This is a genomic window from Mycobacterium sp. 1245801.1, assembly GCF_001673055.1.
Lineage (GTDB): Bacteria > Actinomycetota > Actinomycetes > Mycobacteriales > Mycobacteriaceae > Mycobacterium > Mycobacterium europaeum_A.
In genome coordinates this window covers 19,861-36,769 of the sequence record NZ_LZKY01000189.1, presented here as the reverse complement: position 1 = coordinate 36,769, position 16,909 = coordinate 19,861, and the positions used below count along the sequence as shown (strand labels likewise).

Here is a 16,909-nt window from a genome sequence, read left to right as displayed (position 1 = left end):
CGGGATTCAGCGTGACGCCCCGCGAGGCGTAGGAGATGACCTCGCCGAAGGTCCAGTCCATCTGGGCCGTCGATCCGGTACCGATGACCGCGTCGTTGACCAGGGCGGTGACGCGCAGGTCCAGCTTGCCGGGAGACGCGGAGTCGCGATACGGCTCGAGCTCGTCGGGGGTGACCAGGTAGGGGCCCAGCGTCACCCCGCTGTCCTTGCCCTTGCCCTGACCGATCCCCAGCTGGCTTTCCATCTGCTGCAGATCGCGCGCGGACCAGTCGTTGAAGATGGTGTAGCCGATGATGGCCTGTTCGGCCTGCTCGACGGTGAGATCCTTTCCGCCGGTCCCGATCACCGCGGCAATCTCCAATTCGAAGTCCTGCCAAGCGCTTCCGGGTGCCGTCGGGGCGTCGTCGTACGGGCCCAATACCGTTGTCGGGCAGGCGAAGTAGAACGCGGGAATGCGGTACCAGGTGTCGGCGAGCACCCGCCCGGCACCCAGTGCGGCTTGGCAGTTGCGCATGTGGTCCAAAAAACACAGGGAATCGCGGATCGACGGCGGGCGCGGAATCGGTGCCAGCAGTCGCGCGTCGGCGAGCGGGACGGTCGCCGACGGGGTGCGCTGCGCTTCGTCCCCCGCCCGCCGCAATCCGTCCGAGCCGCGCGCGATCAGCTCGAGCAGCGTCACCCCCGGCGGCAGCGCGTAGATGGTGTCGCCGGACAGGACCCCGACGCGCTCGCCGTCATCGCTTTGGTAGGTAACCCATTTCACTCGCGTACCACCTCACTTGCTTCCTTGTCCGGGCGCAGCCCCCGCCAACTCGATTGGCGCAACCGGTTATCCGGGGTCCACTCGCTATAGCGCACTTCACCCACCAGGACCGGCTCCACGTAGGTCACGCCCCGGGCTTCGCTGCGGGGCAGCGGTGGGTGGAATGGGGATTCATCGGTGTGCAGCGGAGCCAGCGTCTTCTTCAGGTTGGCCAGGTCGCGTTCGGTGAACCCGGTGCCGACCCGCCCCGCGAAGTGCAGGCCGTCGGCGGTGGGGATGCCCATCAGCAGTGAGCCGATGCCGCTGCTGCGTCCGCCCTCCCCGGCCTTCCAGCCGCCGATCACGACTTCCTGGGTGTTCCAGTGCTTGTCCTTGATCCACGACGACGAGCGCCGCCCGGGCTGATAGGTGGCGTCGCGCCGCTTGGCGATCACGCCCTCCCAGCCGCGCTCGCCCGAATGCTCCAGCGCCTGCGCGCCGTCTCCGGGCAGCAGTTCGGGAACGATGAGAGCGCTGCCCGCGGCCAGCATTTCCAGCACCTTGCGCCGGTCCGAGTAGCGGGCCCGCAGCAGCGAGCGGCCGTCGAGGTAGAGCACGTCGAACGCCCAGAATTCGACGCGGGAGCCGCGGCCGCGGTTCTGCATCTCGTGGAAGTTGGGCACACCCGAGCCGTCCAACACCACCGCTTCGCCATCGAGGACCACATGGTGCGCGGCGAGATCGGTTGCCAGCGACTGTAATTCGGGATATTCCCGGGTGACCTCGCGGCCGCGGCGCGACCGTACCCGCAGCGCGCCGTGGTCGGCCTCGATCAACAGCCGGTAGCCGTCCCACTTGCCTTCGAATGCCCACTGGCTCGCCTTGAGTGCCGTCACCGAGCCGTGGGTGGCCAGCATGGGGGCGATCGTGTCGAACTCGAAAACGTTCTGGTCCTTCATCCGGTGCGCCAGCCACTGATCGCCGTTGGTTTGGATCAGCGCGTAGCGTCCGGAGATCTTGCTGCCGTGCAGATTGACGATCACCTCCCCTTTTTCGGCGGAGTCGTTGAACTTCTCGGCCTCGTAAGTTCCGGAGTCCCAGATGATCACCTTGCCCGCGCCGTACTCGCCCTTGGGAATGATGCCTTCGAAACCGCCGTATTCCAACGGATGATCCTCGGTGTGGACCGCGAGGTGGTTCACCGACGTGGTCTCGGGCAGGTTCTTCGGCACCGCCCAGGACACCAGCACGCCGTCTCGTTCCAGCCGGAAGTCGTAGTGCAGCCGGCGGGCGTGGTGTTCCTGGATGACGAAGCTGTTGCCTTGTCCGACAGCGGGTTTCGCCACCGGTACCGGCTCGGGAGTTTTCGAAGCGTCGCGCATGCTGCGGTATTTCGTCAACCGATCCGGAACGGGCGCATCCTCGTCCAGCTCTGCAAGCAGGTCGCCGTCGCGGGCCACCCGCTCCAGCACCTCGTCATAGCGAAGTTGGCGCAGCGACGGGTCGTCGAGTTCGGCCCATGTGCGCGGTGCCGCGACGGTGGGCTGTTCGCGTCCGCGCAGCGAGTAGGGCGCGATGGTCGTCTTGGAGCCGTTGTTCTGGCTCCAGTCCAGGAAGATCTTTCCGGCGCGCAGGCTCTTGGTCATGGTCGACGTCACCAGCTTGGGCATCGTCTTTTCCAGTTGTTGCGCAACACGTTTGGCCAACACCGTCGCGCCCTTGCTGCTCACCGGCTCGGCGAGCGGCGTGTACAGGTGCAGGCCCTTGCTTCCGCTGGTGAGCGGATAGGTGGTCAGCCCGATCCCGGTGATCAGTTCACGGACGGCGTGCGCCACCTCGGCCAGCTGAGCCATCGTGACGCCTTCACCGGGGTCCAGGTCGAACACCAGACGGGTCGCCGGTCCGGGTTTCAATTCCTCGGCCCGGCTACGGGTCCACTCGGCGACGAAGCGCCACTGGGGCACGTGGACCTCCAGCGCGGCCTGTTGGGCGATCCAGGCCAGACCGGTGGGGCTGTCGATGATCGGATATGTCGTCGTTCCGGATCGATGGGTCACGCTGGCGCGCGGCAGCCAGTCGGGCGCCGATGCGGCCAATTGCTTTTCGAAGAAGGACTCTTCGTCGACGCCGTTGGGCCACCGCTTGCGCGTGGCCGGACGGCCGGCGACGTGCGGGATCATCACCTCGGCGATTTGCGTGTAGTAGTCGAAGATTTCGCCCTTGGTGGTGCCGGTGGCGGGGTACAGCACCTTGTCGGCGTTGGTCAGTTTCACCCGCGGTGCCATGTTGTCAACCTACGCGTTTCGCGCGTGTTAACCGTTTTGACCTCCACTAATCGTGTCACAGTCGACTTTTTTTGTGACATGACTAACGAAGGGGTTAGATTGCCGATCGACCCGGGGCACAGACACACAATGTTTGACGTAGTCCCCTCCCCTTGGCGTCGAAACAGCGGCGTCCCACTCAGCGATGCGACGCTGCGACTGCATTCACAACGCGTCGACATCCCCACCTACGACCGGTCGGCCCTCGGCCGAGGAGTCGTCCACATCGGCGCGGGCAATTTCCACCGCGCACATCAGGCCGTCTACTTCGACGACTTGGCCCGCTCGGGTATCTCTGGGCGTTGGGGGGTGACCAGCGTCAGCCTGCATTCCCCCGACGTCAAACACCTGCTGTCGGCCCAGGACGGGCTGTACACCGTCGTGCAGCGCGGCCACGACCGCCAGACCGCCCGCGTGGTCGGCTCGATCGGCTCCGTGCATTACGCACCGAACGACGGCGCGGCCGTGCGTGCCGCCCTGGCAGACCCCCAAACCCGCATCGTCAGCCTGACCATCACCGACAACGGATACTTCCTCAACCCGGTCACCGACGAGTTCGACGCCGACCACCCCGACGTGCGCGCCGACCTCGTCTCCTCCGACGGTTTCGCCACCACATGGGGATACCTGGCCGAAGCCCTGGATCGGCGCCGCCGCGCCGGCATCGCCCCCTTCACGGTGCTGTGCTGCGACAACGTTCCCGGCGACACCCAGCCCGCGAGAACCGCGCTGGTGTCGTTCGCCGCGTTGAAGGACCCCGGGCTCGCCCGCTGGATCGACACGCACGTCGCGTTCCCGTCGACCATGGTCGACCGCATCACCCCGCAAACCACCAAGTCCGAGCGCAAATTCGTCGAGCAGACGTTCGGCGTCGCCGACAAATGGCCGGTGGTGACCGAGCCGCATCGCCAGTGGGTGATCGAGGATTCGTTCAGCAACGGGCGACCACCGCTCGACGAGGTCGGCGCCGAGTTCGTCGCCGACGTCAGCGACCACAAGCTGATCAAAACCCGTCTTCTCAACGGAACCCACATCGCGCTTGCCTGCCTGGCCACCCTGGCCGGCTACCAGCGCACCGACGAGGCGATGCGGGACCGCATCATCTTCGACTACGTCGAACAGCTCCTGCGCGACGAGATTCAGCCGCTGCTGCCCCCGGTTCCCGGCATGAACACCCCCGAGTACCGGGGCACCTTGCTCGATCGGCTCAGCAACCCCCGGATGAGTGACCAGCTTTCGCGGCTGGCGCGGCGCGGAACGAACAAGATCGCGACGTTCGTGCTGCCCTCGCTGCAGGAGGCCATCGCCCAGGGCAGGCCGCACACGCTGCTGATGTTGGCCGTCGCCGGATGGGCGCGCTACATGCGCGGCCACGACCTCAACGGGCGCAAGCTGCGCCTGGAAGACTCGCAGGCGATTCCGGTCGCTAGGTTGGCCAACATGGCACGCAGTAACCCGGATCCGCTCCTGGGGCATGAGATGTTCGCCGAGGTGCGCGCGGTTCCCGGCTTCTCCCAGCGCCTGGGCGCGATGATCGCCGATATCGACGTGCGCGGTGTGGTGCCCACGCTGCGGGACGCGATGCGTAATGACGAGCGGGAGTTGGTGTCGCGATGACCGGCGGGTTGACCTTCGTGCGCGCGTTCGACCCGGCGCCGATCACCACGTTGCTGTGCGACGCCGACGACAACCTGTTCGGTTCGGAACGGCCGGCTTTCGACGCCTCGACCGAGGTGACCAATCGTTTCCTGGCCAGGTTCGGCGTGACCGCCCCGCTCAGCTCCGAGGAGTTGCGCAAGCGAGCCGTCGGGAAAAACTTCCGCACCACGGCCCTCGACCTGGCGGTGCAGTGCGGCGTGCCGCTCGAGCAGTCCCTGGCCCGGGGCCGTCCCGCGGCGGTGATCGCCAACGCCGACGACCTCGCGGGCGACAACGCGTTGTCCGCCGACGAACTCGAGCAGTGGGTGGGCGAGGAGCGCGAACGGGTCACCGCTCATCTGGCCGCCACGCTGACCCCCGATCCGCAGGTGCTGGAGCCGTTGCGAGAACTCGCAACGCGCTACGCGCTGGCGGCCGTGAGCTCCAGCGCCACCAAGCGGTTGCGTGCCTGTTTCGCCGCCACCGGTCTGGACGCGCTGCTATCGGAGGCGGTGACGTTCAGTGCGGAGGATTCTCTTCCGGTGCCGACAAGCAAACCCGATCCCGCGGTGTACCTGCATTGCGGCCAGGTGCTGGGCGTGGCGGCCGAACAAGGGCTGGCCATCGAGGACTCGGTGGCGGGCGTGACGTCGGCGGTCGCGGCCGGCTACGCCACCATCGGCAACCTGATGTTCGTGCCGCCCGACGAACGGGATTGTCGCCGTGAGGAATTGATCGAGGCCGGTGCAGTCGCGATAACAGATTCGTGGCACGCTATCGCCGATGCCCTACTGTTGTCGGCCGCACCGGGTGGAGGTTCGGTAGCCGGGTGACGATCCGGGCACTGACCCGGGGAGGAGTTGGCCAATGGAGGCTGGCGGAATCAATCTGAACAATGCGACGCTCGCCACGCTGCCGATCGAGGCGCCGACCTATGACCGCGGCAGCGTGACCGTCGGCATCGCGCATATCGGCGCGGGTCATTTCCACCGCGCGCATCAGGCCGCGTACCTCAATCTGCTGCTGCAGCAGGGCCTGGCGCGCGAGTGGGGCATCTGCGGGGTCGGGGTGATGCCCGCCGACTGGACGATGCGCGATGTGCTCGACGATCAGGACGGGCTCTATACGCTGATCCTGGAAAAGCCCGACGGCAGCCGGGACGCCCACGTGATCGGCTCGATCATCGACTACCACTACGCCCCCGACGATCCGGAGCCGGCGGTGGAAGCGCTTGCGGCACCGGCCACCCGGATCATTTCGCTGACCATCACCGAGGGCGGGTATCGGGACCCGGACGGGCCCGCCTTCGCGTTGATCGTCGAGGCCCTGGACCGGCGTCGTCGGCGTGGGCTTCCCGCGCCGACGATCGTGTCGTGCGACAACATCGAGAACAACGGTGAGATCGCCCGGCGGGCCGTGCTGGCGAACGCCGAAAGCCGGGACCCCGCACTGGCGCAGTGGATCGATGGACGCGCCCGGTTCCCGAGTTCGATGGTCGACCGGATCACCCCGGCGACGACCCTGCAGATGGCCGCCGAGGTGCGGCGCGATTTCGGCATCAATGACCGGTGGCCGGTGGTGGCCGAGCCGTTCACCGCCTGGGTACTCGAGGACGATTTCGCCGACGGCAGGCCGCCGCTGGAAAAGGCGGGCGTGCTGCTGGTCGACGATGTCGCCCCGTACGAGCTGATGAAGCTGCGACTGCTCAACGCGGGCCATCAGTGTCTGGCCTACTTCGCCCATCTGTGCGGCTTCACTTTCGTCCACGAGGCCGCGAGCGATCCGTTGTTCGCCGAATTCCTGCTTGCTTACTTTGAATCCGAGGCCATCCCGACCTTGCCGCCGGTGCCCGGGATCGACCTGCACGACTACACCCGCACGCTGGTCGAGCGGTTCTCCAACCCCGGCGTGCGCGACACGGTGTCGCGGTTGTGTGCCTATTCGTCGGATCGCATTCCGAAATGGTTGATCCCGGTGATCTGCGACAACCTGGCCAGCGACGGCCCGGTTCAGGTGACGGCCGCGGTGGTGGCGAGCTGGGCCCGCTACGCCGAAGGCACCGACGAATGGGGTAAACCGTACGAGGTGGTGGATCAGCTTGCGGATTCGCTGATCCCGATCGCGCGCTCGCAGTACGAGAATCCCACGGCGTTCATCGAAATCGCGGCCGTGTTCGGCGATTTGGCCCACCAGCCGCGCTTCGTCCAGGCCTACACCTGGGCGTTGGACTCGCTGCACCACAAGGGCGCCCGCGCGACGCTGGAGGCCTTGGTGCGATGACCCGTGGCCTGGTCATCGGCGAGTCGCTGATCGACATCGTCGGGGCCGACGAGCATGTCGGCGGTAGCCCGCTCAACGTCGCCGTCGGGCTCGGCCGGCTGGGCCGCGAGGTCGACTTCCTGACCTCCATCGCCGACGACGCGTACGGCAGGCGCATCGCGGACTACGTCGAATCCGCGGGCGTGCAACTGCTTTCGGATAGCACAACGGCGCGGCGCACCGCGACCGCGCGTTCAACGATCGCCGAAGACGGCTCGGCCGACTATGTTTTCGATCTGGACTGGCGGCTCTCCGGAACCCCGCCGGTCGCGCCGCCGCTTTTCGTGCACACCGGATCGATAGCCGCCGTGCAGGATCCGGGCTGCCTGGCGGTGGCGGCGCTGATCGATACCTATCGCGTCTCGGCCACCGTCACCTTCGATCCCAACGTGCGGCCGTCGCTGATCGCCGACCGGGAGCCGGCCGTCGCGCGCATCGAGCATCTGGTCGAACGCAGCGACATCGTGAAAGTCAGCGAGGAAGACCTGCGCTGGATCGACCCCACGCAGCCGCCCGAGCAGATCGCGCAGACGTGGCTGCGGTTGGGGCCCGCGATCGTGGCTGTGACGATGGCCGACCGCGGCGCGGTGGCTTTCTGCGCGGCCGGGGTGGCCCGGGTGCCGACCCGCGCGGTCCGCGTGGTCGACACCGTCGGGGCCGGCGACTCCTTCATGGCCGGCCTGCTCGACGCGCTGTGGGAATCGGAATCGTTGGGCGGTGACCGGCGCCCCGCGTTGCGCGAAATCGATGTGGACGCGCTGACCGCGGCACTCGAGACGGCGAGCCTGTGTGCGGCGCTGACCGTCGCCCGCGCGGGAGCTGACCTGCCGGACCGGGCTGCGCTGGATGCCGCTTCGGGTCGCTAGGGGCGCCTCCCGTCGGTGCGCGGGCCCGGTCCAACGACCAAGGTCGTAGCCTCGTCGTGCTGTTTTGCCGCAGGCCCGCCGGGCATACTGATCTGCATGCGCTCCATCTGGAAGGGTTCCATCGCGTTCGGGCTGGTGAATGTCCCGGTCAAGGTGTACAGCGCCACCCAGGATCACGACATCAAGTTTCACCAGGTGCACGCCAAGGACAACGGCCGCATCCGATACCAGCGCATTTGCGAGGTGGACGGCGAGGTCGTCGAATACCGTGACATCGCCCGCGCCTACGAATCCGACGACGGCCGCACGGTCATCATCACCGACGACGACATCGCCACCCTCCCCGAGGAGCGCAGCCGCGAGATCGAGGTGCTGGAGTTCGTGCCGGCCAGCGACGTGGACCCGATGTTGTTCGACCGCAGCTATTTCCTGGAGCCCGACTCGAAGTCGTCGAAATCCTATGTGCTGCTGGCCAAGACGCTGGCCGAGACGGATCGGATGGCGATCGTGCATTTCACCCTGCGCAACAAGACCCGGCTGGCGGCTTTGCGCGTCAAGGACTTCGGCAAACGCGACGTGATGGTGATCCACACGTTGTTGTGGCCCGACGAGATTCGCGATCCGGACTTTCCGATCCTGGACAAGAAGGTCGAGGTCAAACCCGCCGAGCTCAAAATGGCCGGGCAGGTGGTGGATTCGATGGCCGAGGAGTTCAACCCCGACCGCTACCACGACGACTACCAGGAACAGCTGCACGAGCTGGTCCAAGCCAAACTCGAAGGCGGAGAGGCGTTTACCACCGAGGAGAAGCCGAAGGAGCTGGACGAGACCGAGGACGTCTCCGACCTGCTCGCCAAGCTCGAAGCCAGCGTCAAGGCGCGCTCCGGTAACGGCAAGGCACCCGCGAAGAAGGCCGCGGCGAAAAAGGCCCCGGCGAAGAAGACGGCCGCCAAGAAGGCTCCCGCCAAGAAGACGGCCTCAAAAGCGTCGTCGAAGTAAGCCCACTCAGCGTTTGCGCGTGGCGAGGAAACGGGTCAGCGCGGCGACGATGTTGATGGCGGCGACCATGATGATCAGCGTCAGCGCCGCACCCCAGATCCGCAGGAAGCCCGCGTGTTCGGGGTTGGTGAGCTCGGTGTAGATCAGCAGCGGCAGCGAAGCCATGTTGCCGTGGAAGATGTCGAGGTTGATCGACCGGCTGTAGCCGACCAGCACCAGCACCGGCGCCGTTTCGCCGATCACCCGCGCGATGGACAGCAGGATGCCGGACACGATGCCGGGCATCGCGATCGGGAAGACGATCCGCACGATGGTCTTCCATTTGGACACACCGAGCGCGTAGCTGGCTTCACGCAGGTCGTCGGGCACCAGCCGCAGCATCTCCTCGGCGGAGCGCACCACCACCGGCAACATCAGCAAGACCAGCGCCAGCGACACAGCGAACGAACTCTGCTGGAAGCCCAGCGTGGCGATCCAGAGGCTGAAGATGAACAGCGCCGCCACGATCGAGGGCACCCCGGCGAGCACGTCGACCATGAATGTCGTCAGCCGCACCAGGCGCCCGGATCCGTATTCGACCAGAAACACCGCGGTCATCAGTCCCAGCGGTACGGCCAGGGCCGCGGCCACCCCGGCCTGCACCAGCGTGCCGTACAGCGCGTGGTACACGCCGCCGGAGAACTGTTCCGGCAGCACGCCGTGCAGCGAATGCGTCCACCACCCGGACCGCGTCACGGCGTACCAGCCGCGTTCGATGACGATCCAAAGCACCCAGATCAGCGGCACCAGCGCGACGCAGAACGAGCCGAGGAAGAAGATGGTCGCGGCGTTGTTGGTGATCCGGCGCCGAAAGCTCAGCGGCCTGAACACCTCGACCTTGACCGGCCGGTCGAGCGCTTCAGCCGTCACGAGCGCCACTCCTCCTCATCGCTTCGCTCTGCATCGTCGCCGGCGCGGGTCATCCGTTGACCTTGCCGCCGGCGATCGCCCGCGCGAGCGCGTTGACGACGAACGTCAAGACGAACAGCGCGAACCCCGCCGAGATATACGCCCCGGTGGGCAACGGCTCGCTGAACTCGGCGGCCGCCGAGGCGATCTTCGAGGCGAACGTGTAGCCGCCGTCGAACAGCGACCAGTTACCCGGGCGGGCGGCCGACCGCAGGATGATCAGTACCGCCACGGTTTCGCCCAGCGCACGCCCCAACCCGAGCATCGAGGCCGCGATCACACCGCTGCGGCCGAACGGCAGCACGGTCATTCGCACCACTTCCCATTTGGTGGCGCCCAGCGCCTGGGCCGCTTCCATCTGGATGTGCGGGGTCTGCCGAAACACCTCACGCGAGACGGAGGTGACGATCGGCAGGATCATCACCGAGAGCACCACCGCGGCGGTGAAGATGGTCCCACCGCCGGCCAACGAGACGTTGCCCTGCTTGAACAGGAAAAACCAGCCGAGGTGGCGATTGAGATACGCCGCCACCGGCTCGATCTGGGGTGCCAGCACGAAAATCCCCCACAGCCCGAAGATGATCGACGGCACAGCGGCGAGCAGATCCACCACCGCGCCGAACGGACGCGCCAGCCGCTTCGGCGCGTACTGGGTGAGGAACACGGCGATGCCGACCGCGACGGGGACGGCCAGCACCAGCGCGCTGACTGAACTGAGCACCGTGACCATCAGCAGGTCGCGGATACCGAACGCAAGGTTGTGCGGGTCACTGGTGCTGAATTTGGCGCTGGTGAAGAAGTTTGCGTGGTTCACGCGCAGCGACGGGACGGCACGCAGCAACAGGAACACCGCGATCAGCAGGATCGCGACCACGATCGTCGAACCGGCGGCGGCGGCGATCAGCTTGAACAGTCGATCGGCACGCCGTCCCACGTGTTCACTCAGCGCTGTGAGTGCCGGCTTCTCCGTGGTCGACGGGCTGATTGCTGTTCCTCGTGTCACGACCACCTCAGGTTATGTGATCGCGTTGATGGAAGCAGACAACCTCGCTTTGAACGCGTCGGGGATCGGGATGTAGCCGTTGTCGGCCAGGCCATTCTGCCCGGCGCCGATGGTGCTCTGCAGGAACGCCTTGACCGCGGTACCGATCTGGGCGTCGGGATACTTCGAGCAGACGATCTCGTAGGTCGCCAACACGATTGGGTAGGAACCGGCCTGGGTCGGCTTGTAGAACGAGAGCGTGTCGAGCACGAGGTCGTTACCCTGGCCGGCGATTTTGGCGCCGGCAATCGTCTTGCCCACCGAGTCGGCGCTGATCGACACCGCGTCCGGGCCGGCCGAGGTGACGATCTTGGCCATGTTCAGTTTCTGCGCCTGGGCAAACGACCACTCGTTGTAGGTGATGGATCCTTCGGTGGCCTTGATCGCCGCCGAGGTGCCGTCGTTGCCCTTGGCCCCCTCGCCGACCCCGCCCTTGAACGTCTTTCCAGCACCCTTGCCCCACGCGCCGTTGGCGGCGGCATCGAGGTACTTCTGGAAGTTGTCCGTGGTGCCGGATTCGTCGTTGCGGAACACGACGTGGATCGGTTCGGCGGGCAGCGTGACGCCGGGATTGAGCGCCTGGATCGCGGGGTCATTCCACGTCGTGATCGCGCCGTTGAAGATCTTCGCGGCCGTGGCGCCATCCAGGCTCAGCGAATTGACGCCGGTGACGTTGTAGGTGATGGCGATCGGACCGAATACCACCGGCAGATTCAGCGCCGGCGAACCGCATCGTTGTTGCGCCGCGGCGTATTCCTTCGGCGCCAGGGGCGAATCCGAACCGCCGAAATCCGTTTGCTTACCGTTAAATTCGCTGATTCCCGCACCCGAACCGTTGGCGGTGTAGTTCAGCGTCTGGCCGGGGCAGGCCTGCTCGAACGCGTTGACGAAGCGGGTCATCGCATTGGCCTGGGCCGTCGAACCGCTGGCCTTGAGGGTCTTCGCCCCGCCGCAGCTCACCTTGCCCGATGCGGATCCGCTGGTAGCACTCGCGCCGGTCCCGTTGTTGTCGCTTCCGCATCCGGACAGCGCCAGCGCTGCGGCGCTGACGACACTGAGCACGGCGCCAAATCGGTTGAGTTTCAATTCGCTTCCTTACGGTAGGGATGAAACAGCATCGCCGCCGGTCGGTAACGCTGCGCCCCGACCGGCCCGTCTCGCAGCCACGAAGCTAACAGTAACAAGGTTAACTATGAGCAAACTGTTCGGCGATCGCCGCTGAACGCGTCGGCGACCCGCGTCGACGTGGGCGGGGGCCGAACGCGGTGTCACCTGGAAAGCGCGGGGCAGCAAAGAAAATGGCCCATCCGGCGAGGGCCCGTTCGGCGAATCACGTGATGGCGTCGATGGCAGCCGACAGCCGGGACTTGAACGACGCCGGTACCGGGATGTAGCCGTTGTCCGCCAAGCCGTTCTGCCCGCTCCCGATGGTGCTCTGCAGAAACGCCTTCACCGCCGCACCCACCTGGGGGTCGGGGTACTTCGAACACACGATCTCGCAGCTGACCAACACGATCGGGTAGGACCCCGCCCGGGTCGGCCTATAGAACGAGAAGGTGTCCACGACCAAGTCGTTGCCCCGGCCGGTGAGGGTGGGGCCGGGTGCGGGCAGACTTCGTCTTCGGGTGGCGTCGACCGGCCGATATGCAAAAAGTAGAACCTGTTCCAGAAATGCCCGTTCCGAGACGGCGCGGCTTGCTACCGTGTCGGCTGACACCGAAACGAAGAGAGGCCGCCATGATCCTTGACAGGTTCCGTCTCGACGACAAAGTCGCCGTCATCACCGGTGCAGGCCGTGGCCTCGGCGCGGCCATCGCGCTGGCCTTCGCCGAGGCGGGCGCGGATGTTCTCATCGCCTCGCGCACGGAATCACAACTAGAAGCCGTCGCCGAGCAGGTCCGCGGCGTCGGGCGGCGGGCCCACGTGGTGGCCGCCGACCTGGCGCACCCGGAGTCCACCGCGGAGCTCGCCGGCCAGGCCGTCGAGGCCTTCGGAAAACTAGACATCGTCGTCAACAACGTCGGCGGGACCATGCCCAACACGCTGTTGACCACCTCGACGAAGGATCTCAAGGACGCCTTCACCTTCAATGTCGCCACGGCCCACGCGCTGACGCTGGCGGCGGTGCCGTTGATGCTGGAGCACTCCGACGGCGGCAGCATCATCAACATCACCTCGACCATGGGCCGGCTGGCCGGGCGTGGTTTCGCCGCCTACGGCACCGCCAAGGCCGCGCTGTCGCACTACACCCGGTTGACCGCCCTGGATTTGTGCCCGCGGATTCGGGTCAACGCGATCGCCCCGGGTTCGATCCTGACCTCCGCGCTGGACGTGGTTGCCTCCAACGACGAACTGCGGGCACCGATGGAGAAGGCCACACCGATGCGCCGCCTCGGTGACCCCGTCGACATCGCCGCTGCCGCAGTCTATTTGGCCTCGCCCGCGGGCAGCTTCCTCACCGGCAAGACGCTCGAGGTCGACGGCGGCCTCACCTTCCCCAACCTCGACATCCCCGTCCCGGATCTGTGACCCCTGACCACTTGAGGAGCACGTCATGCCCATCCCCGTCGTCCAATTGGGCACCGGCAACGTCGGTATCCACGCGCTGCGGGCGCTCATCACCAATCCGGAGTTCGACCTCAAAGGCGTCTGGGTCTCGTCCGAAGCCAAGGCCGGCAAGGACGCGGCAGAACTTGCGGGACTTACCGACTCGACCGGCGTGCTGGCGAGCACCGACCTGGATGCCGTACTGGCCACCGGGCCGCAGTGCGCCGTGTACAACGCGCTGGCCGACAACCGGCTGCCCGAGGCGCTCGAGGACTACCGGCGCGTCCTGGCGGCCGGCATCAACATCGTCGGCAGTGGCCCGGTGTTCTTGCAGTACCCGTGGCAGGTGATTCCCGAGGAGCTCATCAAGCCCCTGGAAGAGGCTGCGCAACAAGGTAATTCGAGCCTCTATGTCAACGGTATCGATCCCGGCTTCGCCAACGACCTGTTACCGCTGGCGCTGGCCGGCACCTGCCAGAGCATCCAGCAGATCCGGTGCATGGAGATCGTCGACTACGCCACCTATGACAGCGCCGCGGTCATGTTCGACGTCATGGGGTTCGGCAAGCCGCTGGACGACATCCCGATGCTGCTGCAGCCCGGCGTGCTCAGCCTGGCGTGGGGATCGGTGATCCGTCAGATCGCGGCGGGCCTGGGCGTTGCGCTCGACGAGGTCACCCAGGACTACGTGCGCATCCCGGCCCCCGAGGACTTCGACATCGCCTCGGGCCATATCGCCAAGGGCACCGCCGCGGCGCTGCGCTTCGAGGTGTTCGGCAAGGTCGACGGCCACCCCGTCGTCGTCCTCGAACACGTCACCCGGCTGCGCGAGGACCTGTGTCCCGACTGGCCGCAGCCGGCCCAAGAGGGCGGCTCCTACCGCATCGAGATCACCGGCGAGCCGTCCTACGCCATGGATGTCTGTCTGAGCAGCCGCAAGGGCGACCACAACCACGCCGGCCTGGTGGCGACCGCGATGCGCGTCGTCAACGCAATCCCCGCGGTGGTCGCCGCCGAACCGGGCATCGTGACCACCCTGGACCTGCCGCTGGTCACCGGCAAGGGGCTCTACCTGCCGCAGTGACGGGCGACGGGCGGGAAACGCCCTAGCCGCTGCGGGCCGCGCCCAGATGTTCGACTACCCTCACTTTCTTATTCGGTGAAGTGAATCGAGGTCGGCACGTTGGGGCAGCGCACCCAGGGCTCGCTCAAGGGCAACTGGTACTTGCTCGGGCCCGCGTTCGTCGCCGCGATCGCCTACGTCGACCCCGGAAACGTCGCGGCCAACGTCAGCGCCGGCTCGCAGTACGGCTACCTGCTGTTGTGGGTGATCGTGGCGGCCAACGTGCTGGCGGGCCTGGTGCAGTACCTGTCGGCGAAGCTGGGGCTGGTCACCGGGCGCTCCCTGCCCGCCACGATCGGCAAGCGGATGGGCCGCCCGGCTCGGCTCGTCTACTGGGCTCAGGCCGAACTCGTGGCCATTGCCACCGATGCGGCCGAGGTCGTCGGCGGGGCCATCGCCTTGCACATTCTGTTCAACCTGCCGCTGCTGGTGGGCGGCGTGATCACCGGCCTGGTCGCCTTGCTGCTGTTGGGGATTCAGGATCGACGCGGACAGATCATCTTCGAGCGCGTCATCACCGGCCTGCTGCTGGTGATCGCGGTCGGGTTCGCGGCAAGCTACTTTGTCAAGACCGCCCCTCCTGAGGAGATGCTCGGCGGCCTGGTGCCCCGGTTCCGCGGCACCGAAAGCGTGCTGTTGGCGGCCGCCATCCTGGGCGCCACCGTCATGCCGCACGCGGTCTACATGCATTCGGGCCTGGTCCTGGACCGGCACGGCCACCCCGACGAGGGGTCACACCGGCGCCTGCTGCTGCGCGTCACCCGCTGGGATGTGGTGCTGGCGATGACGGTCGCCGGCACGGTGAACGCCGTGATGCTGATCATCGCCGCGATCAACCTGCAGCGCCGCGACGTGAGCGCCTCCATCGAGGGTGCCTACTCCGCGATCCACAACACGCTGGGCGCGACCATCGCGGTGCTGTTCGCGATTGGGCTGCTGGCATCGGGTCTGGCGTCGTCGTCGGTGGGCGCCTACGCCGGCGCCATGATCATGCAGGGGTTGCTGCACCGCTCGGTCCCCATGGTGCTGCGCCGGTTGATCACCCTGGTGCCCGCCCTGGTGATCCTGGCGGTGGGGTTCGATCCCACCCGCGCGCTGGTGTTGTCCCAGGTGGTCTTGTCGTTCGGAATACCTTTTGCCGTGCTGCCTTTGATCAAGCTGACCAGCGATCGCGGCCTGATGGGCGGCGACGTCAATCACCGCATCACCACCATTCTCGGCTGGGCCGTCGGCGTATTGATTAGTCTGCTTAACGTGGTGCTCATCTGGCTGACGGTGACCGGCTGAATGCCGGCCCGCCGGCACCTTTACTTCGCATACGGGTCGAACCTATGCGTCCGTCAGATGGCGCAGCGCTGCCCCGACGCCGCGGATCCGCGGCCGGCGGTGCTGGCCGACCACGACTGGCTGATCAACCAGCGCGGCGTGGCCACCGTCGAACCGCTCGCCGGTAACCAGGTTTACGGGGTGGTCTGGCAGATCTCCGACGGTGACTTGGCGACGTTGGACAGCGCCGAGGGTGTGCCGGTGCGCTACCGGCGCGACGAAATGACCGTGCACACCGACGACGGACCGGCGCCGGCCTGGGTGTACATCGACCACCGGGTGACGCCGGGCCCACCGCGGCCGGGCTACCTACCCAAGATCATCGACGGCGCCACCCAGCACGGGTTGCCGCAACGCTGGGTCGACTTCTTGCGCCGCTGGGATCCGGCCGGCTGGCCCCGCCCGAAATCGTCGACGTCCGGGGCTGGGCCGCAATCGTTTTCGGCGTTACTGAGCGAGCCCGGGGTGACGGAGAGCAGCCAATTGCGTTCGCGTTTCGGCTTTTTGGCGATCCACGGCGGTGGGCTGGAAGAGATGACGGACGTGATCGCCGAACGCGCCGCCGAGACGGCCGGTGCGTCGGTGTATGTGGTGCGCCATCCCGATCGCTACCCGCACCACCTGGCGTCGGCGCTGTTCGACCCGGCCGAATCACCGCGGCTCGCCGAGTTCCTCGACCATGTCGACGTCGCGGTGTCACTGCACGGGTACGGCCGCGACGGCCGCAGCACCCAGCTACTGGCGGGGGGCCGCAACCGGGCGCTGGCCGCCCACCTGGCCCGGCACGTCCGGCTGGCCGGCTACCAGTTGATCACCGACCTCGACGAGATCCCACCGGAACTGCGTGGCCTGCATCCGCGCAACCCGGTGAACCGGGTGCGTGCCGGTGGAACCCAGCTGGAGCTCTCGGCGCGGGTCCGCGGGATCAGCCCGCGCAGCCCGCTGCCGGGTGACGACGGTTTGTCGTCGGTCACCAGCGCCCTGATCCAGGGGTTGGCCGACGCCGCCCGCAGTTGGTCGATATCGCATCGTTGA

General features: G+C 66.8%; 14 protein-coding genes and 1 pseudogene. 9 read left to right on the top strand and 6 right to left on the bottom strand.

The features are described 5' to 3' along the window. On the bottom strand, window positions 1-763 hold a 763-nt coding region (locus tag A5622_RS12015), incomplete at its 3' end, for a fumarylacetoacetate hydrolase family protein (RefSeq protein WP_156752933.1). Beyond that, window positions 760-3,027: an ATP-dependent DNA ligase gene (locus A5622_RS12010; protein WP_066878710.1), complete on the bottom strand. Its 2,268-nt coding sequence runs from the start codon at window positions 3,025-3,027 to the stop codon at window positions 760-762. The genes A5622_RS12015 and A5622_RS12010, both read right to left, overlap by 4 nt. A 129-nt stretch (window positions 3,028-3,156) precedes the next feature. Between A5622_RS12010 and A5622_RS12005 the strand changes: the two genes are divergently transcribed. The 5 genes from A5622_RS12005 to A5622_RS11985 all read left to right on the top strand — a co-directional run bounded on the left by A5622_RS12005 (window position 3,157) and on the right by A5622_RS11985 (window position 8,888). Further along, window positions 3,157-4,683, top strand: coding sequence for a mannitol dehydrogenase family protein (locus tag A5622_RS12005; protein WP_066878708.1), 1,527 nt, complete (start codon window positions 3,157-3,159; stop codon window positions 4,681-4,683). Then, on the top strand, window positions 4,680-5,537 hold the full coding sequence (locus tag A5622_RS12000) for an HAD family phosphatase (protein WP_066878706.1): 858 nt from the start codon (window positions 4,680-4,682) through the stop codon (window positions 5,535-5,537). The genes A5622_RS12005 and A5622_RS12000 overlap by 4 nt, the downstream gene beginning before the upstream one ends. A gap of 34 nt (window positions 5,538-5,571) precedes the next feature. Beyond that, complete coding sequence (locus tag A5622_RS11995; RefSeq protein WP_082994575.1) at window positions 5,572-6,984, top strand: mannitol dehydrogenase family protein; 1,413 nt, start codon at window positions 5,572-5,574, stop codon at window positions 6,982-6,984. Further along, window positions 6,981-7,889: a carbohydrate kinase gene (locus A5622_RS11990; protein WP_066878704.1), complete on the top strand. Its 909-nt coding sequence runs from the start codon at window positions 6,981-6,983 to the stop codon at window positions 7,887-7,889. Before A5622_RS11995 ends, A5622_RS11990 begins: the two co-directional genes overlap by 4 nt. A 96-nt stretch (window positions 7,890-7,985) precedes the next feature. Then, window positions 7,986-8,888 carry a Ku protein gene (locus tag A5622_RS11985; protein WP_066878702.1) on the top strand — a complete coding sequence of 301 codons (903 nt, stop codon included), beginning with the start codon at window positions 7,986-7,988 and terminating at the stop codon, window positions 8,886-8,888. A gap of 6 nt (window positions 8,889-8,894) precedes the next feature. Here A5622_RS11985 and pstA read toward each other — a convergent pair whose 3' ends face one another. The 4 genes and pseudogenes from pstA to A5622_RS11965 all read right to left on the bottom strand — a co-directional run. Continuing rightward, complete coding sequence (pstA, locus tag A5622_RS11980) at window positions 8,895-9,797, bottom strand: phosphate ABC transporter permease PstA (RefSeq protein WP_066866841.1); 903 nt, start codon at window positions 9,795-9,797, stop codon at window positions 8,895-8,897. Between the two features lie 49 nt (window positions 9,798-9,846). Beyond that, on the bottom strand, window positions 9,847-10,821 hold the full coding sequence (pstC, locus tag A5622_RS11975) for a phosphate ABC transporter permease subunit PstC (RefSeq protein WP_156748919.1): 975 nt from the start codon (window positions 10,819-10,821) through the stop codon (window positions 9,847-9,849). Between the two features lie 30 nt (window positions 10,822-10,851). Then, window positions 10,852-11,964: a phosphate ABC transporter substrate-binding protein PstS gene (gene pstS / locus A5622_RS11970; protein WP_066866738.1), complete on the bottom strand. Its 1,113-nt coding sequence runs from the start codon at window positions 11,962-11,964 to the stop codon at window positions 10,852-10,854. 244 nt (window positions 11,965-12,208) lie between these two features. Beyond that, a pseudogene (locus tag A5622_RS11965) lies at window positions 12,209-12,478 on the bottom strand (phosphate ABC transporter substrate-binding protein PstS); the annotation flags it as partial. 137 nt (window positions 12,479-12,615) lie between these two features. Between A5622_RS11965 and A5622_RS11960 the strand changes: the two are divergent. The 4 genes from A5622_RS11960 to A5622_RS11945 all read left to right on the top strand — a co-directional run bounded on the left by A5622_RS11960 (window position 12,616) and on the right by A5622_RS11945 (window position 16,909). Next, a complete protein-coding gene (locus tag A5622_RS11960; protein ID WP_066878698.1) occupies window positions 12,616-13,407 on the top strand; it encodes an SDR family oxidoreductase in 792 nt (263 codons plus the stop codon). 25 nt (window positions 13,408-13,432) lie between these two features. Then, window positions 13,433-14,509, top strand: a complete 1,077-nt coding sequence (locus A5622_RS11955) for a diacylglycerol kinase (protein ID WP_066878696.1) — start codon at window positions 13,433-13,435, stop codon at window positions 14,507-14,509. 84 nt (window positions 14,510-14,593) lie between these two features. Next, window positions 14,594-15,835, top strand: a complete 1,242-nt coding sequence (locus A5622_RS11950; RefSeq protein WP_197508000.1) for an Nramp family divalent metal transporter — start codon at window positions 14,594-14,596, stop codon at window positions 15,833-15,835. Beyond that, complete coding sequence (locus A5622_RS11945; protein WP_066866748.1) at window positions 15,836-16,909, top strand: poly-gamma-glutamate hydrolase family protein; 1,074 nt, start codon at window positions 15,836-15,838, stop codon at window positions 16,907-16,909.